At 36.0% G+C, this 26,216-nt stretch carries 16 protein-coding genes and 5 pseudogenes; 8 read left to right on the forward strand and 13 right to left on the reverse strand.

All coding sequences use genetic code 11. The features are described 5' to 3' along the window. Nucleotides 1-33 precede the first annotated feature (33 nt). The 3 genes and pseudogenes from CAP51_RS06615 to CAP51_RS06625 all read left to right on the forward strand — a co-directional run. Nucleotides 34-1,854: an ATP-dependent nuclease gene (locus CAP51_RS06615; protein ID WP_087619978.1), complete on the forward strand. Its 1,821-nt coding sequence runs from the start codon at nucleotides 34-36 to the stop codon at nucleotides 1,852-1,854. Then, a complete protein-coding gene (locus CAP51_RS06620) occupies nucleotides 1,838-3,832 on the forward strand; it encodes a UvrD-helicase domain-containing protein (RefSeq protein ID WP_087619979.1) in 1,995 nt (664 codons plus the stop codon). Before CAP51_RS06615 ends, CAP51_RS06620 begins: the two co-directional genes overlap by 17 nt. 131 nt (nucleotides 3,833-3,963) lie before the next feature. Continuing rightward, nucleotides 3,964-4,700 (forward strand): annotated as a pseudogene (locus CAP51_RS06625) (transposase); the annotation flags it as partial. A gap of 55 nt (nucleotides 4,701-4,755) precedes the next feature. Here CAP51_RS06625 and tnpC read toward each other — a convergent pair. The 7 genes and pseudogenes from tnpC to CAP51_RS06660 all read right to left on the reverse strand — a co-directional run. Next, nucleotides 4,756-5,604 (reverse strand): annotated as a pseudogene (gene tnpC / locus CAP51_RS06630) (IS66 family transposase); the annotation flags it as partial. Between the two features lie 162 nt (nucleotides 5,605-5,766). Next, nucleotides 5,767-6,102, reverse strand: a complete 336-nt coding sequence (gene tnpB / locus CAP51_RS06635) for an IS66 family insertion sequence element accessory protein TnpB (RefSeq protein ID WP_140404407.1) — start codon at nucleotides 6,100-6,102, stop codon at nucleotides 5,767-5,769. Nucleotides 6,103-6,220: 118 nt separating this feature from the next. Further along, entirely contained in the window at nucleotides 6,221-12,538 is a 6,318-nt protein-coding gene (locus CAP51_RS06640) for a DEAD/DEAH box helicase (RefSeq protein WP_087619980.1), read from the reverse strand. Between the two features lie 2 nt (nucleotides 12,539-12,540). Then, the gene (locus CAP51_RS06645) at nucleotides 12,541-15,831 is read right to left on the reverse strand and encodes an STY4851/ECs_5259 family protein (protein WP_087619981.1); all 3,291 of its coding nucleotides are present in this window, start codon (nucleotides 15,829-15,831) and stop codon (nucleotides 12,541-12,543) included. Between the two features lie 585 nt (nucleotides 15,832-16,416). Next, nucleotides 16,417-16,649 (reverse strand): annotated as a pseudogene (locus CAP51_RS06650) (hypothetical protein). Between the two features lie 2 nt (nucleotides 16,650-16,651). Then, nucleotides 16,652-16,777 (reverse strand): annotated as a pseudogene (locus CAP51_RS06655) (type II toxin-antitoxin system HigB family toxin); the annotation flags it as partial. Nucleotides 16,778-16,903: 126 nt separating this feature from the next. Further along, nucleotides 16,904-17,128, reverse strand: coding sequence for a helix-turn-helix transcriptional regulator (locus CAP51_RS06660; RefSeq protein ID WP_087619982.1), 225 nt, complete (start codon nucleotides 17,126-17,128; stop codon nucleotides 16,904-16,906). 689 nt (nucleotides 17,129-17,817) lie between these two features. Between CAP51_RS06660 and CAP51_RS06665 the strand changes: the two genes are divergently transcribed. The 4 genes from CAP51_RS06665 to CAP51_RS06675 are packed head-to-tail and all read left to right on the forward strand — an operon-like array spanning nucleotide 17,818 to nucleotide 19,127. Further along, nucleotides 17,818-18,066: a hypothetical protein gene (locus CAP51_RS06665; protein WP_087619983.1), complete on the forward strand. Its 249-nt coding sequence runs from the start codon at nucleotides 17,818-17,820 to the stop codon at nucleotides 18,064-18,066. 4 nt (nucleotides 18,067-18,070) lie between these two features. Next, nucleotides 18,071-18,202 carry a hypothetical protein gene (locus CAP51_RS17595; protein ID WP_281249254.1) on the forward strand — a complete coding sequence of 44 codons (132 nt, stop codon included), beginning with the start codon at nucleotides 18,071-18,073 and terminating at the stop codon, nucleotides 18,200-18,202. After that, complete coding sequence (locus CAP51_RS06670; protein WP_087619984.1) at nucleotides 18,203-18,430, forward strand: hypothetical protein; 228 nt, start codon at nucleotides 18,203-18,205, stop codon at nucleotides 18,428-18,430. It begins immediately after the preceding gene. 19 nt (nucleotides 18,431-18,449) lie between these two features. After that, nucleotides 18,450-19,127 carry a hypothetical protein gene (locus CAP51_RS06675; RefSeq protein WP_087619985.1) on the forward strand — a complete coding sequence of 226 codons (678 nt, stop codon included), beginning with the start codon at nucleotides 18,450-18,452 and terminating at the stop codon, nucleotides 19,125-19,127. Between the two features lie 62 nt (nucleotides 19,128-19,189). Here the strand turns inward: CAP51_RS06675 and CAP51_RS06680 are convergent, their stop codons facing one another. From CAP51_RS06680 to CAP51_RS06705, 6 genes are all read right to left on the reverse strand, one after another. Next, nucleotides 19,190-20,104, reverse strand: a complete 915-nt coding sequence (locus CAP51_RS06680) for a recombination directionality factor (RefSeq protein WP_087619986.1) — start codon at nucleotides 20,102-20,104, stop codon at nucleotides 19,190-19,192. A 189-nt stretch (nucleotides 20,105-20,293) separates the two neighbouring features. After that, on the reverse strand, nucleotides 20,294-21,403 hold the full coding sequence (locus tag CAP51_RS06685; RefSeq protein WP_087619987.1) for a YqaJ viral recombinase family nuclease: 1,110 nt from the start codon (nucleotides 21,401-21,403) through the stop codon (nucleotides 20,294-20,296). Between the two features lie 167 nt (nucleotides 21,404-21,570). After that, nucleotides 21,571-22,611 (reverse strand): DUF932 domain-containing protein, encoded by a 1,041-nt coding sequence (locus CAP51_RS06690; protein WP_087619988.1) that lies wholly within the window; start codon nucleotides 22,609-22,611, stop codon nucleotides 21,571-21,573. 49 nt (nucleotides 22,612-22,660) lie between these two features. Beyond that, nucleotides 22,661-22,951: a hypothetical protein gene (locus tag CAP51_RS06695; RefSeq protein WP_087619989.1), complete on the reverse strand. Its 291-nt coding sequence runs from the start codon at nucleotides 22,949-22,951 to the stop codon at nucleotides 22,661-22,663. Between the two features lie 138 nt (nucleotides 22,952-23,089). Next, a complete protein-coding gene (locus tag CAP51_RS06700; protein ID WP_171294747.1) occupies nucleotides 23,090-24,007 on the reverse strand; it encodes a YagK/YfjJ domain-containing protein in 918 nt (305 codons plus the stop codon). Nucleotides 24,008-24,316: 309 nt separating this feature from the next. Next, entirely contained in the window at nucleotides 24,317-25,495 is a 1,179-nt protein-coding gene (locus CAP51_RS06705) for an inovirus-type Gp2 protein (RefSeq protein WP_087619991.1), read from the reverse strand. A 250-nt stretch (nucleotides 25,496-25,745) separates the two neighbouring features. On the opposite strand from CAP51_RS06705, the pseudogene CAP51_RS17685 reads away from it, so the two are divergent. Continuing rightward, a pseudogene (locus tag CAP51_RS17685) lies at nucleotides 25,746-26,052 on the forward strand (transposase); the annotation flags it as partial. Nucleotides 26,053-26,216: the final 164 nt, after the last annotated feature.

Raw genomic sequence — 26,216 nt, forward strand, 5'->3', positions numbered from 1 at the left:
ACAAGAATTTACTTACTTCAAATAGCGTAACTTATGTACTTATCAAACATAAAACTTTGGAATTTTAGAAAATACGGTGAAGTTGGAAGTACTTTTGATCTAACTAAACCTAGTTTAGACCTTAATTTTACCAAAGGTCTTAATGTGCTAATTGGTGAAAATGATTCGGGAAAAACAGCAATTATAGAGGCCATTAAATTGGTTTTAAAAACTCATAGCTACGATTACATCAAGGTAGAAGATAAAGACTTTTTTGATGGTTCTACACGATTTAGAATTGAGCTTGAATTTAGTGATTTAACAGATGAAGAAGCCAAAAATTTTATAGAATGGTTAGGTTGGAAAGGTACTGGAGCTGATGCTAGAACATTTTTAAAATTAAATTATGATGTAACTCGTAATGATAAAAAAATTAATCCGTCTGATATAAAGGCAGGTTCTGACTCAGAGGGTTATTTATTAACAGCAGAAGCTAAAGAGTATCTTAAAACAACATATTTAAGACCTTTAAGAGATGCTGAGAATGAGTTAATCTCAAAACGAAACTCGCGCCTTTCCCAAATTTTATTAGGTGATCCTACTTTTAAAAATAAAGATCAAAATCATGAACTCGTTCATATGTTTGAAGGTCTGAATACAAATTTAAAAAAATATTTTAAAGGTGAAGAAATAAATTTTATCGATAAAGATGGTAATCCTGTAAAAAAAGCTTATGACGATGGGAGGATAATTAAAGACAAAATTGATGGTTATATTAAAGATTTCTACAATGAAGGTATTTTTACTGAATTTAATGTTTCATCAACAGAATTAAAAAGTATTTTAGAAAAGTTTTCTCTTTTTTTAGAATCACAAAGAAATGTAGGTTTAGGAACTTTAAATCGACTTTTTATGGCAGCAGAGTTACTTCACCTAAATAAAAAAGATTGGCATGGTTTACGTTTAGGATTGATTGAAGAGTTAGAAGCTCACCTACACCCTCAAGCTCAAATGCAAGTCATTGAAGCCTTACAAAGACAAGAACAAATTCAACTCATTCTTTCAACACATAGCCCCAATTTAGCATCAAAAGTCAAACTGGAAAATTTAATCCTATGTAATAAAGGTAATGCTTTTCCTTTAGGGAAATCCTACACAAAATTAGATGAAAAAAATTATATATATCTTGAAAAATTTCTCGATACTACAAAAGCTAACCTTTTCTTTGCTAAAGGCGTAATTCTTGTCGAAGGATGGGCAGAAGAAATCTTAATTCCAAGTATTGCAAAAGCAATAGGAAAAGATTTAACAGCCAAAGGCATTTCAGTTGTCAATATTGGTGGAGTTGGTTTTCAACACTATGCAAATATTTTCCTTAGACAAAATCCACCACACATGACCATTCCTGTGGTAATCATTACTGACACCGATATTCGAACTTATGAAAAAATAACTGAAAAAGTCGGAGAAAAGGAGGTAACTAAATATGTAAAAAAAGATAATTCAATAGAAATCACAAAAAAAATAGCTGAAATTAATGCTAAATCCACTAGTAATCTAAAATATTTCCCCGCTCCTCAATGGACACTCGAATATTGTTTATTCAAGTCACCAAAGTTAACAGAAATATTTCAAACAAATGCTAAGGCTATTCATCCCCAAATTTTTGCTGATGATAAAGATTTTGAATTAGAACTAGCAACACAATTATTCAAACAAGGACTCCAAAAGACAGAAATTGCCTATAAAATTGCTCATGATTTAGATGAGATAGCTAAAGACCTCTCGCATCAAACATTACATCTAAATGAAGCAGAAACTACAGATAGTATTTATTATTTAATTGAGGCGATTAGATATGTCACAAACAGTTGAAATCACAGATGAAGATATACAATACGCTGAAAGTATCTTATTACCTCAAGGTAAAACTTTTGATGACGAGCGACGTAAATTTATCCGTAATTTATCTACGATAGATTTACAGGCTGTTCCGGGTAGTGGAAAAACAACAGCTCTTTTGGCAAAACTATTAATTTTAGAAACCAAGCTTCCTTTATCTGATGGTTCAGGAATTTTAGTTCTATCTCATACCAATGCGGCAGTGGATGAAATTAAAGAAAGAATTCATCAATACTGTCCAAAATTGTTCCGCTACCCTAATTTTGTGGGGACTATACAAAGTTTCATAAATGAGTTTTTAGCTATCCCTTTTTATCTTTTTAAACTTAAGAAAAAACCGCTACGTATTGATAATGAAATTTATGCAGAACAAATAGAGTTTTCTCTTTCATACAATACAAAAGCAGCTCTTTCAAAACGGGGCATAAATTATATTGATATATTAAGTAATTCATTTATAAGTAATACAGGAATCTTTCAGCACTTTTGGAGCAATAACGAAATAAATATTCCAAAAATTGGTAGCCATACAAAGACATATAAAGAATTAGCAACCATAAAAATTAATTTACTAAAAACTGGTATTCTTAGCTTTAGCGATTGTTATGCTTTAGCACACAAATATATAACTAATTATCCTATTATCCACAAAATTATTAATAAAAAATTTAAATATGTGTATATTGATGAAATGCAAGATATGGATATTCATCAATATGAGCTTATTGAAAAAATATTTACAGAAAATAATGATTCAAGTACTGTAATTCAAAGAATCGGAGACAAAAATCAATCTATTTATAATTCAGTAAAAGTAGCTTCAATTTGGCAAGATAGAGACAATGTTCTTCACCTTTCAAATAGCCAACGTTTAAGTAGACCTATCGCAAGTATTGTTAAAAATTTTGCACTTTATCCAGAACACTGCTCAGATATACAGGGAATGAATGAATGCCAACTTAAACCTCATATTCTATTGTTTTCAAATGAAAATATTAAAGCAGTCATCCCTTATTTTTCTCAACTTGTACAACAATACAAAAACTCTGGTGAACTTAGCACTCGTCAAGACAAACCTCTACAAATAAAAGTCATATGTTGGAATACTGATTGGAAGGATGATGAAGCTAGTCGCTCCAATATAGCTAAAGTCAGATTGGAAGATTATCATCAATTTTTTAAAAAAAATGAGCAAAGACCAAAAGAAGATTATGATTGCTTAAAAAGCTACCTCCATTTCTATGATAAAAAATATACCACTCTATCTATGATTAGAAAAAATATTTTTCATGCTCTACTTAAGGTTTTAAGAATTGAAAATATTGCAACAAATGAAAATCGTCTTTATACAATTTCAAATTTAATTAAACACTTAAAGGTAAACTCAGAACTAAATTATGCAGGTCTAAATTTAAAAGTATATCAATGTTGTTTAAAAGTAATTAAAAATGACAGAGATCAGGCCTTATCTGACTTACAAACTTATATTCCTGTATTCATTTCTTATTTTAAAGAAAATCATAGGCTTTCTTCACACTGTATTGATTTTATCAATAATGATAAAACTGGTCTGAACCAATCTAATCAAAATCATTCCTATGTTTCAAATATGATTGAAGAAAATAATCTAAAAATGGAAATTACCAGTGTGCATTCAGTCAAAGGGCAAACACATGATGCAACACTATATTTAGAATCATTCTATAATCAGGGGTATGGAAACTATGAATCAGAACGTCTTAGAAATCAATTTTTAGGTATCCAAACAATTCCTCAAACTCTTGAAACACTGAAAACAAGCCATGATAAAATTATCCAATCAACAAAAATGGCGTATGTAGGATTTTCAAGAGCAACTCAGCTACTTTGTATAGCAATACACAAAGATAGATTTGAACAACATCTAAACACAATAGATCGGAATATATGGGAAATTCAAGAAGTTGAATAGACTGTATCTGCCCAGTATTGGCACATACAAAGAGACTTATAAAGGGTGTAAAGTGTACTGGTAATCCCCCTTAAAAAATAAAAGGATCTACAAGTAGAATTTTCTCTTAAGATACAAGCAGGAGATTCTGCATGAAAACATCTAAATTTACTGATAGCCAGATCATGTCCATCTTGAAGCAAGCGGAGTCTGGCACACCTGTTGCTCTGCCCTTTGTCGTGAACACGGTATGAGTAATGCGACCTTCTATAAATGGCGTGCTAAATATGGCGGCATGGATACATCTTTGATGGCACTGCTGAAAGAGTTGGAAACAGAAAATACCAGACTAAAAAAAATGTATGCTGAAGAGCGATTAAAGGCAGAGATTATTCAGGAAGTGATGGCAAAAAAGTGGTGAAGCCATCTTGTCGACGTCAGATGGCACAACAGGCGGTTGCCCACCATTCAGTTAGTATCCGTTTGGCTTGTACTGCATTTGGCATAAGTGAAACCTGCTACCTCTATCAGGCTAAACTCAGTGATGACAATGTACTCATTGCAGAACAGCTCATTGAACTCACTGAGGAAAATTCCGATTGGGGCTTTGGTCTATGCTTCTCATATTTACGGCATGTTGAGAGTCACTGCTGGAATCACAAGCGGGTTTATCGCATTTACTGTGAATTGGCACTGAATCTGCGTATTAAACCGAGAAAAAGACTAAAACGACATGCGCCTGAACCACTGAAAGAACCGATCCGAGAAAATCAGGTCTGGTCACTGAATTTTATGCACGATCAGCTTTCCGATGGTCGCAAATTCCGATTATTAAATGTTTGATGATTACCGTCGAGAAGGTTTAGCTATTGAAGTAGGATTTTCATTGTAAGCATCCGCTGCCCCCCCCTTAAACGTAAGCATCCGCTGAACCCCACTTAAACTCAAGTAGGGTTCCATTTATGTGGTAGTAATTCTTCGATGTCTTTCATTTTATGGGTAGGTAACCTTGTAAGGACATCAGTTAAATAAGCATAAGGATCAAGCCCATTGAGTTTAGCCGACTGAATTAAAGTCATAATATTGGCTGCCCGTTGCCCACTTCGCAGTGAACCTGCAAACAGCCAGTTTTTACGTCCTAATGCCCAAGGGCGCATCTGATTTTCAATCCAGTTATTGTCGATTGGTAAGTTACCATCATCCAAATAACGGCTTAAGGCTTGCCAACGTTTTAGACTGTAATTGATCGCTTTTGCTGTAGGCGAACTCGATGGTACTTTGAACTGATGTTCCTTCATCCACTCATACAGTTGCTGCATGATCGGTTCACCGTCCTGTTGCCTTCGCTGTCGTCGTTGTTCTGCTGTACAGTCTGGAATTTCTCTTAATTCTGCTTCAATTTGGTAGAATTGTTGAATCAATGATAGGACTTGCTCGGCAATCAGACTTTTACCAGTCACATGCAGCTCATGGAATTTACGACGGGCATGTGCCATACAGCCGACTTCGATAATTGCGTTATTTTTGAACTATGCCTTATAACCACTGTAATCATCACAGACCAATTGACCTTGCCAGCCTTTAAGGAAATCTTGAGGATGTTGTCCTGATCGACTTGGTTGAAAGTCATACACAACTGCCTGAACCGAATTGTACTGTGTGGTGGTATATACCCAGACATAACCTTTTCTGGGTTTCTTCTCACCAATTTGCATCACTGTCACTGGCGTTTCATCTGCATGCATGACGTGTTGCTGTAATACAATCTGTTTCAGTGCCTGAGCTATCTTCTGTGAGTTGCTGATGCTGCATTGCCAATTGTCTGGTGAATTCCAACAATTGTTCATGGGTCAGTTAGCTTAAATTAGGCAGTGTATTCATGACCACAGTATGCCTGAGATCAGGTTATAGATGGAATAGGCTGTTTGGAGGATGGTGGAATTCAGTTGCTTCGTTTAGAGGGTGTCGATCACCTGCTGTCGTCCGATCCGCTGCCAAGGTAAACCCTGAATCAGTGCTTGTAATTGTTCTGAGCTGATGCCCATCGTGTCACCCTGATGGATGTGCGCCCAGTGAAATTTACCCTGTTCCAGCCGCCAGGCACACAGCCAGATACCCAATCCATCATGTACCAGCACTTTCATACGATGACCACATTTATTGCAGAACAGATAAGCACAATGAAGTTTGACACAGCCAAAGGCTTTCAAGACTTGAGCAAGTACAGTATCTGTACCTGCACGCATATCCATCGGCTGGGTAGCGAGCCAAATTTCATCGATACGGATCATGATGTCAACTCTCGAATGAGTTGAGCAAGTGATGTTATATCTGTCATTATGTGGTTACATACTACTAGTTTCAAACATCTTTTTTCAAATCTGATTCTTACCCATGATGATGGTTACTTCAAGATTTAGTTACATATATATCTGTTTTAAAGTGTTCTTCACTCCTAACACATATATTTTTATCTTGCCGTTTTACCCACAAAATTTGTTTTTGAAAGCTTTCATTAAAAGGAAAATTTCCTGCTTCTTTAACTTCTAACCAGTTAATATATTTTATCTGCCAATACCCAACACCTTGATCCATTCGGATTTCAATTTTTTTACCTGATTGCAATGTAAAAATGAAGTAACGGGCATGATCTATTTTTGAGTTTGATAAATGAAAATTTAGTTTTTGAGATAATTGATCTTCAAAGTATTGTACAAAAAAATCTTTACATACATCTGATTGGCTAAAATCCGAATACAATTTATCTTCCTGTACATTTTTTCTTTTGAAAAAAGTTATAATTTTAATTTTTGGACGGCTACCCAATAACTTTTTAATTTCTTTAAATAACCCAGTAATCAAAATCATATTTGCTGGAGACTGGAGATATCGATCAGAATACTCCAACTCTACAACCTCATCATTTGTGAGATCATTTAATTTTGTGAGTGGAAAAATTTTATTCCAGAATTTTTTAGCAAACTCATCTACAGATTGGTCATTAAAATCTTCACCAATTTTTAACTGATGAAACTCATTTTCATAAGATTCAATCGTCTTAAAATCAAAACTAAATTTTTGCAACTGCAATTCTGGAGAAGATATTGATTTATAACTTGGACTTTGACTCTCCAACCAGCATTCATTAAAGCAACTCACCTCTGCTGACTGATTATATAAGGTCGTTATTTGATCCTGATTTACAATCTGAGCGTACAAATATTCAGAGTTTAGATTGGTATTTACTGCAAATGAAAGACCAATTTTTTCCAAAGCCAACATTTCTTGTTGTAATTGAGTTGTCACTTGCAAAGTGGGCGAAACCACAATAGTTAATTTAATATTACTGTTCAAAAACTTAAATAGTTTTTTTCTAATTGCAGTACATAAAACATCCCAGTCTTCGCTCTCACCTGTTAAGCTGAATGTGACCTGAGTTGCTCCATAGTTTAAATACTGTTCAATAATCGAAAATGGGGTTCCAGCAATAAATTCTGTTTCAGGAATTGGAGACTCTAAATAAGTTAAAAAATCATCTCCCAACCATTCTAAAGCCAAAGTACGATCTAAGTTTTCAATATCATGTCTTGTTTGAGTATCTAGCAAGCATTTGCCACAAATTGAATTACAACTATCATCTATACAGTTCAGTTTTTCTACAAGTAATCTTAAAACCTCAGTAATATAATTAGCAGCTGTAGTCGCAAAACCCGCCCCACCGCTTAGGTCATCAAAAATTTGTAAAACTAAAACTGCTTTATCATCAATTTTCTTAACTTTTATTCCATAACCCAATTCATCAGCAGCAATACCCAATTTAGTCGCTATTGCTTGACGTAAAGCCACAACCAATGTGGTCGCAATGATTGTACCTTCTTCAGATTTTAAAATGTATTCATTACGAGTCGGATGTTTTAAAACAATTTCCAATACATCGGTTTTAATTTGACAGCCTAAATGAATATTAGATTTAACGACGCTTGAACCACCGCAATCTGGTCGCTTAAATTTATCACCATCTTTTTGAGCTTTAAGTGCCTTATGTGGACGATCTGGAGTTAAGGTACTTGGGAACTTCGCTTCACCATCATAACTTTCTTCCATTGAATCGGCTCGACCACACTGCATACAAATGGCAAACCCTGTGCCGTTTAAACCTGAACTATATTGAAATACATGCCCATTTGGATCTAAATTTAAATATCCCAAATTAGCATGTGGCAATGACCAACTTAAAGCCGTTTCTGAAAGACCTACCCAAGGTATCTGAACAGGAATATATTTTTGCGTAGTAACATCATTATTAGGTTTATCATAAAAATCGACACTAAACCCATTCGGACGTAATACCTTTTTAACATCTTTAATAATTTCGCCACATTCAATATTTGTACATATCAACTGCTCTTCATTCGACAAAACACCCGATGTTAGCCCTGTTTGACCACAGTGATGACACATCCAAGCATAATCAAATTTCTGTGGTTTCTTCTCATGTTCATTATGAATATTTTGCCATGCAAGTGATATTCCTCTCGATGTATAGACACGACCATCAACGATGACTTCTGCACCTGGTGCATATTCACGTATAGCAATAGCAATATTGCGGCTTGGTAAGCCTTTTACTCGCGATAAATTATCCTCGCGATCAAGGTGACTTTCCAAATCCTTTGTTTTTCTGCTCTTTGAAAGCTTATCCCAACGATCTTTCTCTAGCTTATTCGTATTATCAAAGGTAATCACATCTGTTGGGAAACCATAACTTGGTAAAAAGTTACGCATCGCTAGCTCAGATAATAAGTATGCTTGGGTTAAACGGTATTTTTCGCATGTTAATCGATAAAGATAACTGCTATTAGGATTCGTAGCTAGTTCTTGTTGATACTCTCTTTCAACGATGACATATTCTTCCAACCATTCTATCTTGAGTTCTCGGATTTTTGTCACACAAGCATCTATGATTTCTGCATTATCAATATCTTTTAATGCTGTGCCTTTTTTCAAAAATTCTAATACTTGTTGATAATCTTTTACTGCTTTGCCCACTAACCATTTTTCAAAGGTGTCGCAAATTGAATCAGATTGACCATCTTGTTTAAGATAAAACCATTTCAAATCTAGTTTAGGTCGATCAATATCAGTCTCCCCTATTTCTTTGATTAAAAATATGGCAAGTAATTGTGCGTTGATATGTCTCTGAATCAACCGTTGTGAATTAAAGCTCACATGAGGTGCCTGAATTGCTGTGTTATAAGCCCATAATGGTTGCTTAAACACTTGCTGATCGTGTGGATTATTTTTACAAATAGTATAAGAAATAGCACGTGATTGACTACCACGTCCTGCTCGCCCTGTACGTTGTAAATAATTGGCAGGATGTGGAGGAACATTGTTCATAACCACTGTTGATATCCCACCAATATCAACACCCATTTCCATGGTCGTCGAACAATTTAAGACATTAACCTTACCTGCCTTAAAGTAAGTTTCATACTGCTTGAGTAAATTTGCCGACTGCTGTGCCGAATGCTCCGCTGTACGGTAGAAGAATCCTCCCAATACTGCGCTATCCGACAAGTCTGTCCATAAATTTAGTGATCTTAGCTTGCTCACTGCTAAATCTTGGTGAAGTGCAGTTAGATTTTCATGATCAAACTGCCATAGCTTTGGAAAAGCCATTTCTTCGGTTTTATATTTATCAGTATTTTGTGGCAAACTTATCGGTAAATAAGGTGTAAACCCTTTGAAGGTAGTGTCTATTAAACGATGCGTAATTGGGCATAAAAAGACTTTATCCAGTAAACTAAAGGTTAGTTTTTCCTTTCTAAGATGATATTTTGAATTTCCATCTTCAACTAAGAATTCAGCTTCTAATACTTGCCATGCTTTTTTTAACCAATCATCAGCTATATTTCGATGTGCTTGCAAGCTTAGATCTAATTTTGCACCTAACACTAAAAGTTTGACTAGACGGTGATTTTTAGACACCGATGCCATTGGCCACGCCAAAATACTATTGTCTTTTGAGCCATCCTCTCTTTTCTTAAATTGATCACTTAATTCAAAGCTAACTACATGCTTAGGGCGTACAGGTCCACCCATCCATTGTTTCCATTCTTCAGCAAGATCAATCACTGTATTCTCACGAATATAGTAATCTAGAATAACTTTAATAAAATCCTGCCAATCTTGAATACTTAATTTTTGCTCTTTCCAATAGTTAGGTAGATCACTTAAGTCTTTTAATCCTTGGTAATTAACTTTTACTAACCCCAAAGTTTCTAAGCTATTAGCATTTTTAGGTCGACGTGAAAACTCACGTGTTAGTAACATTTGTGCTAGTTTAAGTGGTCCTGCTTCCTCAAAAATTTCACCTGCAATATGACGATTTGCTAGTAAAATTCCATTTTTGAAATCAGAATCTTTCGCTAACTCTAGACATAAGTCGTGCCATTTAATTTCAGGAGCATTCATTGGCTGCTTATTGGCTGTTAAATCGCTTAACTCATCTTGTAAAAACTCTATTCTGGCAACATTTCCTTCTTTCTCTGCTTCACTTAGTCTATGACGTAATCGCATCTCCATCGGATCTACGTTTTTTGCTTGTGCTTTTGTATGTTGTATTAAAGCTTTAAGTACAGCACCACGTAAGCGTGAGCGTTCTGCTTCTTGTTGCATCTTGACAGATAAACGTGCAGTACCTTGACGGCTATCTGTAAAGGTAATTAAGCGCTTGCCCTTCGCTGGCATATCCCATGGTGAACAATCTTTCAGATCTTTAAATTCACCGTCAATAAATTCTGGATCACTAAAATTTTTGCTTGCTTCATCAATATCATTCTGATCAATATCTGGACAATATTGTAAAAGTTGTGGAACAGTCTGCGTAATATAGTAAGGTGCACCTAAAATCGCACGCTTGAACGGTAAATCATACTTGGACCCCTCTGAGCCGCACTCAGGGTTACTACATAAAACTGGATCACTGCTATTATGAGGCTCAAGATAATGTACATTTAAGGCATTTTTAGAAATTTCCCCAAGTTTTAAATTATCTAAGTTCAGTTGATCTCGACGATAGTTTTTGTCTTTATTTTCATTCGAAGAAAATATAACTAAACGATTCTTTATCGCATTTTTAAACTCACGTTCTTCTTGCTCTTCTGTTTCATTATCAATAAGTAATGCAAATTCATCTTCAACTTCAACTGTCCATTGTTTCAGAACATCTTCCCTACCCAATAAACCTAATAAATGTGGTTCCTTACAACTCTTACAGAACGTTAGTTCCAATACAGGTGCTCCACAGGCACAGTTTTCTTGATGTGTCGCACAGACCTGGCCAAAGCTCCAGTTTTTTAGATCTTCAGATTTTTGATCACACTTATCATTTATACAACTCCATAATCCATGAGTTACACGTTGATAATAGTTAACTCGAATCTTGAGAAAAGCTTGTTCCGTACTAGAAGGTTTTGTAAAGGTTAATAGATCTAACCATTTTAAAATCTCTTGTTGAGATAGCTGAAAATCTTTTTCTAGTGTTTTTTTGAATAAATCTTCTAGTGTTAAAGCACGTTCTGAGCAGATACATTCACGTAAAGTCAGTGCGATTGGGTGTCCAGACAGTTTATGATAACGCTCAGAGGAAATCTCTTGTCCTTCATCAATAGACACTAATTTATCAAAAGACAGAAGATTACTCTCAACCGAAGCTAATGAAGGTACTTCACGTTGACCACCAATCACCAAAATATTCTCAATACTTTGACCTGAAATCTCTGATAAAAATTGTTTCAGTTTTTCTTCTGCATCTGCACCTGCAATCGTTGCAGATGTTGCGACAAAGCGAACGTCTTTTGCTTCTACACCAAATGCATGTAGAACACGACGTAGTTGCATCGCAAGTTCAGCTGCTTGTGAGCCCATATAACTATGAGCTTCATCCAATACGATCCAACGCAATTTTCCTTGAGATTTTTGCAAAATAGGCGCATCGATTTGGCGCACCATCATATATTCCAACATGGTGCCATTTGTCACCAAAATAGGAGCCGGATTTGATCTTAACTCTTCACGTGTGAATACTTGATTCGGATGAAGATTTTGTTCTCCAGTTTTCTGTGATTTATGCTCTGGTGTATTACCATTATATAAACAATAACGAATAGCATTCGATGGTAGGAAATGCCGCGTCCAAGCATCTAAACGTTCTTGTTGTGAGTTAATCAGTGCATTGAGTGGATATAAAAACAATGCATGTACACCAGTTAAGGATTGCCCTGCTTGAATAAATTCTTCATACAAGTCATTTAGAATGGGTACCATAAAACATTCCGTCTTACCTGAACCCGTTCCTGAAGTCACAACAATCGATTTTTTATCTTCTAACAAAGCATTCCAGCTCTGTAATTGATGTACATAAGGCTGGTAGTTACGATTAAAACGATAAGCTCCATTTTCTTTGTGATCCAGAGCATCAATCACATTTGCATGAAGTAATTCACTACTTAAATCATCTAAAGTCGGCTGTCCTTTTTTCCAAGCAAACATTTGTTCAATCACAGGCGAAGATAAAAATGATTGATCTTCGCCCATAGCTTGAGACATTTGCTGTCCTAGAACATCACGTAGTCCAGGATGCGAAATCCCCAATATACTCAGAGTCGCTTCTTTATTTTTTTGGATACTTTCTTGTGTTAAAGAACTAAAATACTTATACATTGTTACTTCGCTTCTAAAATTAAATATTTAACAATTGAACTAAAAATTTGATTAAACCATTGCTCATCAAATGCAATGATTTGCTTAAGTTGCAATATATCGTAGGCACTCAATTGCAGTTTAGAATGATGCTTAACGTTCATATATGCTAAACAAAATGGTAAATAGACCGCATCTTTATTCCACTGACTTGCCAATTGACAACTAAAAGGGAGCTTCTGCATACAGTCAAAGTAAACCCATTTATTCTGCGAAAGTGCCGTTGGCCATGCTTGATCTTCTGTTGCACTATGATTTCGTTGCAACATACGTTGATACTCAGATTTTTCTAAACCGCCTATAAAGTTACCTTCAAATATCCAGTCATTTAAAAACTGAAAATTGTATCCTGGTCCAAATGAACGTTGATTGTATAAATAAAATGGATGGAATGACTCAGCCAATAAAGGAGTAAAATTTTTTAATTTTTTTAAAATATGTTCTGCCTTTAAACAACCATAAGTACCATCATCACCAAGCATTTTCTGCCAGTATTGAATGACTTGTAAGGTTGCATTCTGCCAAGATGAAACAGGTATTAAAAACCATAGTACAGATAATTCAGTTTCAAAACGATGTAAAATGTCGAGAGACAGATCAAGTTTAAATACAGTAATAGCCAATTGATCATAATTTGTCGCTAGACCCTTTAGGACTTCAAAAGTATTTAAAGGCAAATGATCATAATCATGTAATAAGGTTTTCACATAATTCCAAAATACCTCATTATTGTCATAATTCAACGTCCGTATAAACTGCTTAATCGATTGTTTATTCTGACCAAAACTACGTGTTGCCTCGGTTAATGCTTCTATTTCACTATCTTGAGGATAATCAAATTCTGGAATAAGCTTGGCTCTAAACAATGTAGAATTTTTTGTAGGTATTAATAAATAAGGTGCAAGACTCATATCCAATTCTGGAACTTGAAAAACCTTACCTATCCATTCATTTTTTTCAAGTAAAACGAGAGGTGTAACTTGTGGTTGCACTAATGACATAGCCTGAGGCTTAAAAGATAATAAAGCTTCGTTGTTATAATAAGCCTTAATACTTTTACCCCAATTAAGTTGGTGTGCATAATGCCGAATGTTCCATTTTTTTTCGCTGTGATGATAGCTAATGGCGCATTCAACAAAACTATCCAAATCATCATCTAAGGCTAAAACTCCTTTTACATCTTCTACTAGCTCATATAAATTAATAGAAGAAATGCCTTGTTTAACCTTTATTTTCTTACGATAAAAAGGTACAGCATGTCCCTGATTTATTTTTGTTTTTAATACAATATCAAAATTCAACTTAGCCGCGCGGTCATAGGAGTACACTTGCAGTTCAGTATTCAATAAGTCGTGAATTACTAAATCTTTTGATGTTACTTCTTTTTGCTCATTAATTAGTTTAAAACCTCTTGCAGGGAACGGAACAGTAACAATACACTCTCCACCAAATTTAAAGGTTATTTTTAAGTTTAATGCTAAAGGTACTACCGCACATTTCACTTGGCACTTATAGGATATTCCTATCTTTTCATACACTAAGCTTGAGTGAGAATTCGATACTTCAATGTGAATTTCTGCATCCGATTCAATATCAAGTATAGCCTGATCTAGTGTCACACCTGCTTGTACCATAACCTTAAAATGTTTTGGCAAAATAACCACTTTCTTTTTTAATAAACTTTCACCTTTTCTATTTTTTAAAGTCAGCATTTGCTGCCCTAAAAGTAAATGCAAAGGGGTAGTCTCGATCTGATCATTCCCACGAAATAAGGTATGTGTGCCATAAGTTTTTAATGCTGGCTTACCCATAAATGCTAAACTTGGGGAAGTCTCTAATTGGCTGATATTATTTTTTCTAAACAATAACTGCTCAAATTCAATATCAGAATGTCCACATTTGATTATTATTTGATCATTATCTTGTGTCAATATCTGTTGCTGCCCCCTAATTTTATACAGTTTAAATGTTAAAAACTGACCTACAGATTCAAAAAGTTCTGCTGATTCTACACTGGTAAACCTTGCACCAGTTGGCAGACTAATGAATATTTCAGGTGCTTTGGTTTTTAGAGCACCTTGGGCAATATATTTTGGTTTTTCTTGTATTTCAAAAGCTATAGGTAAGGTGTCAAAATCGAGAACCGTATCTTCTAATTCAATATGACTGAGTGCTACTCCATCCACCTCTAAACATAGATATAAAGCTTCATTGTGGAATTGACGATATATGTCTTTTAAAAAACCTCTATTAATTTCTGCAATTACTTTATTATTTTGCTGCGAAAGATAAGTCGTACATAAAAATTGGCTTTTATGATTCAACCCTTCTTTAATGACCAAATTACCACGTGTGCGTCGCAACTCGACATCTTCACTTAATGTAAATGAAAGTTCTTCTGGCAAGTAAATTGTACTAGATAAATATTTAAAATCTTCAGATAAGCTATGAGTACATTTTAACGCTTGGCGTAATTGATGATGCTTAGATATTTCTTCTGAGGCCGACTTAAATAAATTTCTTAAAAAAACATCTACGATCGTTCGATCTTCATCAATAGGCAACGGAAATTCATTACGCCAATGCCTAGATTGCTGATCTAAAGTGACAATTGGGTCTTGCTGTGCAGTTAATTGACAGCTTTCCACTTTTTCGATAATTAATCTTACAATATCAAGCACTAAAGATAGTGTTTCATCATGCTCAAATGCTTGTGGTAAGGTCTTTAATTCTTGTTGTACCTCAGCTCTTAACTCATCAATATGAGATTTATTATCTAAATATAAAGAGGTCACTTTTTGGAAAATTGAAATATAACGATTTCCATCTTCTTTTAACAAACGTGAGGGGAATCCACCCTCTTTGAAAATCGAGCCTAAGTAATTATTGGCCTTACTATATTTAATAATCGGGCGTTTCCAAAATCTCAGTCCCTTGATTACAACTTCATTTCTGGTGTTTACCGGTAAATCTCTAATATCTAAGGAAGTTAAAATCGGATCCCATGTCCATTTTGCAGTATATTCACGTCTAAACCACTCGGCAGCATATAGTGTAAATAACTTAGCCCATTCATCGCCTATTCGGTTTATGTTTTGAAGTGGAAAACTCTTTTTAAGTGTGTCTTCTATTTGTTTAAATTCAACAAAAGACAGTTGATACTGATATAGCACACGTGCATCAGTAGAAGCTAATCCTCTAGTTATTAATATCTGCTCTAAATATTGTCTAGGGCTAAAAGTTAAACTACTCATCATTAAACACTCGAATTTTAAATATTACGTGCAACTATCTATATTTTATTATGCTTTTATAACAAGCTTTATCCAAAATAAGTATACCATTTTATATTGTTTTTATTAAGAAAAATTTTTGTACACCAGCATAAAAAACAACCGAATAAATTCACTGGAAGATTGTCTGACAAAGCATTATTAATAATTTTCATCCCATATCTGCTAGTTATTCAAATCAAAGCATTTTTGTGCTTCATTTTTTGAATATTAAGTAGAATTTTTGGCTAGATTATATTAAAACTCCCTGTAATCCTTTAAAGATGACCGTAATTGTTATGTTCATCATAAGTAGCATAGCTGAAAACATTATCAACGGACTGGTCATTTCTTAATTTATCTTCTCGTTCTGTGGTGGGTTCATTATCTGAAATTGCAACAAAATGCTATACAGATAAATTTGAAGGTTCTCCAATAATATCAATTACGGCATAGCTGGTATCTGGAATTTGATTTTCAGTGTTTTGAGACATTGATAAAGCCTATATCGTTAAAGAAGTTTTAACTTTATAGGCTTTGGTTTAGTTTGAATGTATTAAGTTCCAATTAAAAAAACGTATCTGCTGAAACATCAAATCTTCAGTTAATGCCTTGATATGGCGAATATTAAGCTGGCGTTTGCCGTTTAAAATTTCTGAAATCACAGATTGAGTTGCGACTTCGGGTAAATCATCAAGTGCTTCAACCAAAGTATTGAAGTCTTCCTGATTATCAGGTTTGCTTAGCAGCGGAGAGACATAGTGCCAATGTTCAACTGTTTGTTTAATCATTGCATTCATACTTAGTCCTCTTTCCAATAACCTTTGTCATATTCTTTATGGGAAAGTACATGACGGATATATACTCTTTTGACTTGGTAAATAACCACAGCAATCAATCTAATTTTATTGCCACCAATAATATCCACTCGTACAACTGATAACTCTGATTATCAATACATTAATATAACCAATTCAGCCAGTTAGACTGAATTGGCTATGTTTTGATATGAACATTTCTCAATCTAAAAAATAAAGGAAACTTTTCACCTTATTTAAGCTTCTTCTCGCTTAGCAATCTTCACCTCAAGCCAATCATAAATTTCCTGTGATACCCAACCCACTCGAACCTCTGTTAAACGAACAGGTTTAGGAAAAGTTTCATCGTAATATCTGGACTTGGGATTAATCATTTCATAAATAGTTGAACGACTTAATGCCGTTACTTCAATCACAGTTTTAATGTTAAAAATTTTGTATTGATATTCAGTAGATTGCATGGTTAAAACTCCCAGTTGGTGATTGAGAGGTATTTCTCTCTATACCATACGGGTTGCTGTATTTTTTTAACTAAAAGCCCATACGGATAAAACCCTTAACAGCCTTGAAATCATTTGATTTAGATTTATATCTATCACCTAGTTGCCTAGATTCCATATAAAACATAAAACTTTAGCCTGTTTTTTCACAATAAATCGTAGCATTTCAATTGACTAACTCCCCCCATAAACTTATCATTTCTCTGCTGACCTACATCGTCAGCCGGTTTTAGCAGACCGTTTTAGCTAAGCGTATAGCGTTACACGTTTTTTGTGTTTCTCGTACGTGCTTTCTCGTGCCCCTCTGCGGTGGAACGGGAGGGGGACGCTTCGTGCGTGCTGATTCTTAGCTATCAGTCTGCTAACCCGCTTTCGTTCTGCCACCATCATTTAGCAGTGATCTGGTAGAGCTTCTTTCTTAGCTAAGGAGTAGTCGCCATGACTCAAATTTTCTTATTCTCATTATTCCCCCCTGATTCCATGTTTTCGAGACAGCCATTTCCTTTGGCCTAATCAATTTATTGATCTATTCAGCCTGACCAATTCAAAGATATCTAAAACATATCAAAGACCGCTTATGCCTGTTTATTGATAAGCCATGCACGCTGAATAAAGACGATTTATCACAACTATCAAATCATGGGATCACAATGAAAACTTATTTATCTATTGCACTTTTAGCTGTAACACTTTCAGGTTGCTCCAGTAAAGAGCAACGTCAATTCGTCAGTGGTTGTAAAATGGGTGGGGTTGAAGGTTCAACCTGTAAATGTATTTATAAAAAACTCGAAAAAAAATATGGCAAAGATGATTTGGTCAATCAACTTTATACAATGGAACAAAGTCAAAGTTTCCAGAACGACATGATTCAGGCTGGCTATCAATGCATGAAGGAGTAAGGCCATGTTACGTATCCTTGCTGGACTGATCTGCTTTATCGCATTCATCTCTTTGTTTGGATTGCCCTTTTTGGGTTTTATTATTTTAATGTTGCTTTTTAATGCTTTAGCGAAATATGCTGCGGGGGAAAAATAAATGGACAAAAATTTTAAAGTCTGGCTGATTAGTACTTACTTTGGTATTGGTGTGCTATATGCCATCTATCAACACTTCTGGGGACAGTATAACTATAAACCTTTTGGTTTTAATCTGGGACAAGGAATATTTTGGCCCGCCATGATGTTCCCGGGTGTTGGTAAGTTCATTGGTGGATTATTAATACTGGCTGTGATTGGCTTTATTGTTTTGCGCCCTAGAAACTAGCGATGAGGGAGTAAATGCAATGAAGTCAACCGTTCAATCCACTACATACCTTGTATTTTCATCGGTACTGTTGATGGCATGTAATCAGAATAATCAACCAGCTCAGCAACGTAAAACTGATCAGGCTATAACAGTTCCTGCTAGTACATCTACGAATAGTCAACCATCCAAATATGCACCATACACTACAGACGAAGTGTACAGCAAGGTCAATAGATTGCAGTATATTGTCGAGCATGAAGCAGAGTTTCATCCTGCGGTTGTCAAGGAAGCGCAGTTTTATCTAGAGATTTGGGAGTTGGATAGTGCATCTCTTCAAGCCATGATGGAGGCTGACCTTGATCCAGATAATTCTGAATTTAATAATGATGATGCTGTGGAACCAGAACCACAAAGTTTTAATGTTCGTGCCAGAATATATGGTCGGGAATCCCAATCTGCATTTAATGTACCGGGGGCTATCGAATATATGCTGGAAATTCAATCTACAGATGATCGGGATTTTGTATTACAAGACTTAAAAATCAATCGAGGGCATTGTGGGTTTTATACAGGCGATTTTAAAAGCAAATTACCTGTCACCATGAGATATAGTGCAACCGTTTCCTATCTACTGAGATGTCGTGGGGATCAGGTGATTGATATTGAACTCATCACAGATCAAGGTGATTTTAGTCTAGATATTTCAAGCAATTAGCTTATCTTTCCAATGATATACAAACCCAAAAAAAGAGAACAGTCCAGCCGTTCTCTTTTTATTCAGGTGACAGAGCGTACACTTTGCCTTAATCCCTGTTGTAGCGTTAAAGCCTCATGAATGTTGGATTGTGGTTGCGATGATCGCTGTTGTGATGGTTCAATTTGCTCAATCTGTTCCGGATAAAACTCTTCGGCAATCTGCATACCTTCGTCCTCTTGTAGTTCAAATACCGCATTGTTAAACCCAGCTCTGGCAATATAATCCAGTGCATCCTGTTCAAACCCTGCCGCCTTGCTCTGCTGATCCAGCTCCTGTGCCATCTGAATGGCATCTTTTAAATTTATCCCGTCACGCAAGGTTAAATCCACGTAATACACCGGGGTACGATAACTCTGGGTGGTAGATTTTCCTCTTAAAGTCAATTGCAGTGGTAAACAAGACAATAAACAGCTTGATGCGGCATGGTAATAACTAAGCCTTGCTGCAAGGGTACGGATACTGTTGTAACCTGTGGTTCTAAATATAAATGTACCCAGTTCATCACTGTCATCCAGATTAACATGCAAACGACCATAAGGTTTACATTGTCCACCTTGTGCCAAAGGACATAAATCCGGTGATGGACAAGGTAATTGTTCTACACCTTGTTGGGTGAGTCGCTGGCAGGTTTCCCCATTGCCAACACAGACCGGTCGGCCAGTCTGACGATCAAACAAGGTATATTCTGCCCGTAGATTGAGTTCCGGATCATTAAAAATCATGCGTACCGGAATACTTCTGAGTTTTTGGTTAGGGGCTTTAGCTCGAAGCTGTTCATCCAGTGGATGTTTGACCCAGCCGTCCTTGTTCTGGATCTGACTGGTAATGGTAAATTGATCATCTTTTTCAGGTAATCGTTTGCCGTTCTTTTCGACTATTTTACCGATACTGATGCGACCCAATACGGGTGGTGTAATGGCAAGACCTTTAATCATGAGAATGTCCTTTTAGTAAAATTTTACAGATGAGTGTTTACTATGTAAGTAAACAGAACATTAAAAAATCGATAGAAAATAAAGCAAAGCCGTCAGTTATGACCTGCTCACCCGAATCGGGGTGGGCAGGTTGGGGACGGTTTTTTGCTTTTTTTTGCGTTTTGTGGCAGCGGTGAAATTTGACTGGGATTAATCCGATGAATGAGCACTGGCAGGATAAACATTAAAGCGTCTGTTGCCCGGACGGGTTTGTGGATACTGTTGCAGTAATTCCGGCTTTTCCTGTAACGCAGCCTTTTGATCCAGTACCAGACTGTCTTTGGATCGTTTCCACGTCACACTACCTTGACTAAAAATGGCTTTTTCTGCATCTTTCATCAACGCCTGAATGCGGTGTTTCAGGTAATCGTACTTGGTCTGATGATCAGCCAGAGATTGACTCTCTTTGAGTAAATCAGGGAAAAGCTGGTCAATCCCTACCACATTGCGAAAATCTACAGTGTGTAACGGTTGATGTTGCGGATATAACAATTGCAATGCTTTAGCTGCTGATTCACTGGCATCGACTGAGGGTGGAATATCCTTCTCCACACAATCCCAGAAAATCCGTTCACTGGCAATCAATCGTTTAATCACTGTTTCATTACGCTCAACACGAAAGATTTTTGCCTCATGTCCACAGATGAGAACACAAACATGCGCTGCCTGTTTACCAGTCACTGCCAGTTGATGCTGTACCTGAATCAATACATAGAGTGGCACACCCTCTTTCCAGCGTTTGGCACCCCATTCTCCAATGGACTTACATTCCAAGATCTGGATTTCATCACTACCGACCACACGATAATCCAGATTGGCAAGCATAAAGAACAAGTCAGGATCGGCATGTTGCAATACGGCATTGACTCGTCTGACTTTATGACCTGTACGTTGTTGGTAATATTGTGCAATCAGTGGTTCAAGCTGATGCCCCCAATACAGAGGTGAATAGTGATGATCCTCTAATTGTTCAATCGAGGGTTGCATACGACCTGTTTTTATCATCCACAGTTCCAGCATGGACTGATGCGGATTAAGTCCACAGGCTGCGGCAGCATCACTACTGCCAATGCCTTGCTTTCTGACCTGTAGCCATTGTTCACGGCTCATGCCTTTGGTTTCAGCCAAACGTCTGGCATGAAGTGGTTGTTTGACTGCCTGATCTTTTAGATGAGGTGGATACGTTGCATCATTACTGGCCAGACTGTGTACGACAGGCAATGCAGGAGGTGTAGTGGTTGAAGAAGCGATGAGATTCATAAGAGTATTCCTGATAAAAGAGCAATTAAATGAATACGGATTTTGGGCATAAAAAAACCATGCCCCCGAAAGGACATGGCAAGATCGATCTTCTATTTTTTTAGTGCAATTGACTCAGCTTGTACGCTAGCTTGATCGGTAGCTTGTACGGTCTGCACCGTACAAGCTTAAGCCACCAGTCTTAAGGCTTGTTCCAGACTGCGTTGTTTAAGATTGGCACCAGCACCAAACCATGCTGAATCAAGTCGGTGGTCAGTACTCATGGCACGACGTTCGTGATCAACAAACTCGGTCATGGCACACAGCAGACCATAGGCTGTACCTTTGGCTGAGGATAATTCCGCACCACGTCCCTGACCATTAAACATTTCCATCACTTTAGACATGGCTCGACCATTGGGTTCAGTTTTATTGCCTGACTGGATTTTGGCCTGATCAGAAACATTGCGATAAAACTGGATTAGGTTGTCGTCCTGTTCGGCAATACTCAGACTACTATTGTTAAACACAGCATCAAAGTAGGCTGCGGCTTCGCTCTGACTGACTTTACGTTCGGTCAGTTGTTTCATTTCATACATATGATCCTGCCAGACACGTACAGAGATCCCGAGCTGGGTTTTTACAGCTTCGGCATCAAAGGTAGTACTGTGAGGTACTTTAACTACGCCAGCATTGGCATGTTTACCTTTTAATGCAATCGCCAGCGTGTTATTACACACCACCCGAATATCGGTAAATTGTGCCGTGGTTGCCAATGTGCCATCACAAGCCGTTGCCAATAAAATATAACCATGACTGACGTCACCCCCACGTAAAGCATGTGATTGCCCTGTTCTGGCTAAAGCCCAGAATTTCTTGCCACCTTTGAGTACGCCTGCGGTTTCCAGTTCAAAACCAGATTGCTCAGTTAAGTCCCGATAAAATTCCAGAATGGCATGAGGCTGCACTTCCTGATAACGCTGACTAACCACCGATAGCGGTGCATGGCTGTCAGAGCGATATAGTACCCGTTGTTCCTGATAAGGCAGGATAATACTTTGCCCCCGTTCATTTTTTGCCATATAACTGACATCTGAGGATTCAATCCGCCAGTCCATACCGGCTTCTTTTGCCCAGACTTCAATCGGCTGGTTAGGGCTGAGTTGATTCCCCAGACCATGCCATGGCGTTTCACCGACATAGGCCATTTGTTCAAGTTGATGTGCCATAAGATAGATTCCTTTTTAAATAGTGGTATGGGTTTCAGTTCAAACTGATTTAAGACTGCTGTAATAAAGTCGATGGAAAGCGTTGATAACAGTGCTGGCAAAAACACAGACTAATCGGTTGTAAAGGCTCAGGTTCCGTCAGTATATTGACCAGTCCACCTAATACCGTACCGGCAACACCGCCAACCAGTGGCGGCAAGTTAAATGATTTGGCAACGGTTGCACCTAATGCAGCCAGTGTTGCTGGAGAAGCCATACTTGCCATGGCATTGGTTGGTGAAGGATTATTTTCAATCAATACAACCTGTTCTGACTGACAGAATGGACATTTCAAACTCATTATTATTTCCTTAAATTCCAGACATAAAAAAACCTGCGTGAAAGGCAGGTCATTACAGTGACTCAAGCAAACTCGATAAAGAGTTTCATGATTCTCATTAGGATGTTATGGTTCTGAAATTATTTGGGATGAGATGATTTATATACCTCTACGCCACGCCACATCAAATTGCCCTGTACTAAACGTTCGTGTATTTACAGTGGGTTTAGCGCGAAGATGTTGTGATTGTTTCTCTGGATTAACCAGATATTGGGCTGTGTTTAACGCATTAGTGACTTGTATAGGATTATCCCGATGAATCATACCAATCCCCAATGTTCCCATTTGACGAAACCCTGCCTTATATTCAGGACTATTACAGACAAATGCAGTTCCCAAACTATACGTTATTTCATTCCAGCATTGACTGACCTGTAGACCAATCCCAAAATCGTTCTGATGGCGATTACCATCGTATATCAGTAAAAGATGGCAATGGTAGCCTTTGCTTATCCCCTGCTCCAATGCCCAGGCATAACCCTGTAAATCACGAAAACAGGTATCCTGATTACTGATGCGATTACATAAAGTTTTTATATCATGAATAAATCTTTCAACATTTATATATTGATGGTTTTCAGGTTGATAAGCCAAATCCACACGAACAAATAACAATCTGGCATAATGATTGATCAGTTGTTGTAGATAGTGGTTTAGATTCTGCTGATTACGTTGTTCCTGACGATATCGCTCATAACATCCTGTTGTATAAAATTGCATCCAGTATTGAGCGATTCCAATGAGGTGCATCATTTTTTCATTACTGAATCTCATGATTTGCTCATAGCCTTGACCAGATAACATTTGTTCAATCATCTCTACAACATAAACAAAAGATTGTATCGGATATGAATAATGGTAATCATGATAGAAGATTTTAAATACTGACACTAATTCAAGTAGATAGCTTTTTAATGCTTCAATTGTAAACAAGTCCCAACATTGATTTATTTCTGTCATAAACAGTTCAATTTCAATCAAGACATTTGATTCATGCGTTAAGTTGCAAGACACCATTTCCATTACCCTTTGCTATTTATACATACAAAGGGTAAATGTGTTATTTTTTACTGGATTAGGATGATGTCTGTAACATAAGCTTTTATTGATAGTTTAAGTAAACTAAGCATATGTTTTACATATAATATATTAGTAATAGATGGATAGTGAATAAGATTAAAAACCTGTTAGGTATTCTGTATAGAATACATCCTTGTACTAGACTTAGGTACATTGATCCTTTGGGATAATGTGGGAGATTTATGAAAAAATGCTAGGCTAAAGTTATTCCTATGCATGTTTTTTCAAATTGGCTATGTGCATAAATCAATTTTTCCTTATTTTTGATTTAAAAACAATACTGGTTTCTCTACTAGACTCTTTACTCTGCGAGAGATCATTCAATCTTTGACGTATTTCAGGTGGATTGTAATATTTTTCTGATTTAGTCAAATAACCAATTGTTCGCTGTTTGAAAAGCTCTATATCCTTTGATTGCCCTGCTTTTATTTTACAAAAACTTTTTCTATATTTTTTCGGATAAGATGCTATATGTGAATGGTGAGATAATCCAACCCCTAAGGTAAGGGTATCACACCAATAATTATCTATCTGATATTGAAGAGTTTTAATATCACCGACTTTATTTGTTGGAAAAATGAGAATCATCCGGAAATAAAGCCCTTGTACATTGTTGTACTCCCACTTACCCATATACCCTACCATACGGCTCAATGGATCAATATTTCTAGCATTATTTAAAAACTGCGCCTTGAACGTCAATATGTTCTTTTTTTCTCCATTAGCCGTGTTAACCTCTATTAAACTTCCATCTGTCCCCAAACAAAAATCAAAAGATATAAATGTCAAATCATCAAATTTTTGTATGAGATGATCAAAATAAATACAAAAATCTTTGTATTTCTGATTGGTTTTTCGTTGAGTTTCATTAAAATAATATTGATTTTCTTCACTATGTAGTTGGCTCTTCAAAGCAAATGCAAAATTGTTAATTTGATGTTTTTGTCTATCTGATAATTGAATATCCTGAATGGGTTGTGGATAAACAGGATTTACATTAGTATTATTTATCATAGAATCAGGACTCAAGGTAGCCTGATTATTACTGTTATACTCCCAAAGTAGTTGCATAAAGAGTTGAACATTTTTACTAATCGTAGGAAATTGAAGTGGATATTCATCACTTGGAGCAGAAGGTGGGCGTATATACAAAAAATCAAAAGGATTAATCATTTGTGATAAAGGAGTCGCCGAATACGTAAAATTACCAGTATTATTCAAACCTAAACACCTAAAAATATTAGAATTATATTTATTAATAATTGCAATAAATTTTTCAATTTTTTTATAAAATTCAAATTTCCCGTCACACAGTACAGGAAATGATATTAAAGTGGTTTTAGTATCAAAAAAATTGATATGTAAATTTAATTCGTCAAAAAGCATTTCTATTTCATCAATCATGACATCAAGTTTAATTCTCATATAATCATTCCATATCAATATCTTATATATATTTTTTCAACTTAAAACATGTATAGTTTATCCTTTTTAAGGATTAAATTATACTTTTATTTAAATTAATTTTATAAAATAATTTTAAATTATACTATTTAATTAATTTAAGAATAATAAAATTAAAAAATTAATAATATTTAACCAATATTCAACCTATGAAATGTTATTAATTATCTTTAAAATATTTAGTAAACCTATATCATGATCTTATGACTAAATGCTATACATTAAAATACGATTAAGAGGAAAAATTAAAGATTTATTACCTAGACTGGCTGATACGGTTAGAGTAATGGCTAAAGATAACCGATTATTTGTTGAGGCGGGACCCTATCGTTATCGCTCGGGTATTCCATGACGAGGCTTACCAGATCGATTTTGTAATTTTAGAGTGGTACATACACGCTTTAGCTGCTGGGCTAAAGCAGGCGTATAGCAGAGGATTTTTGAAGTGCTGTCACAGCACAGCGAATGAATATGTAATGCTGGACTCAAGAATATTACGTACTCATAAACACAGTGCAGAAAAAAATCAGATATAGAATGCAGTAAAGGCAGCTTGAGTACAAAAAATCATGCACGTACTGATGCCTTATAACCCTCAGGATTTTATCTAACTGCTAGAAGGTTCACGATTTAAATTGTGCCGATGTATTGGTAGACTTATCATTAAAGCTTACAACTCTAT

Origin of the sequence: Acinetobacter populi (genome assembly GCF_002174125.1) — a bacterium.
Taxonomy (GTDB): domain Bacteria; phylum Pseudomonadota; class Gammaproteobacteria; order Pseudomonadales; family Moraxellaceae; genus Acinetobacter; species Acinetobacter populi.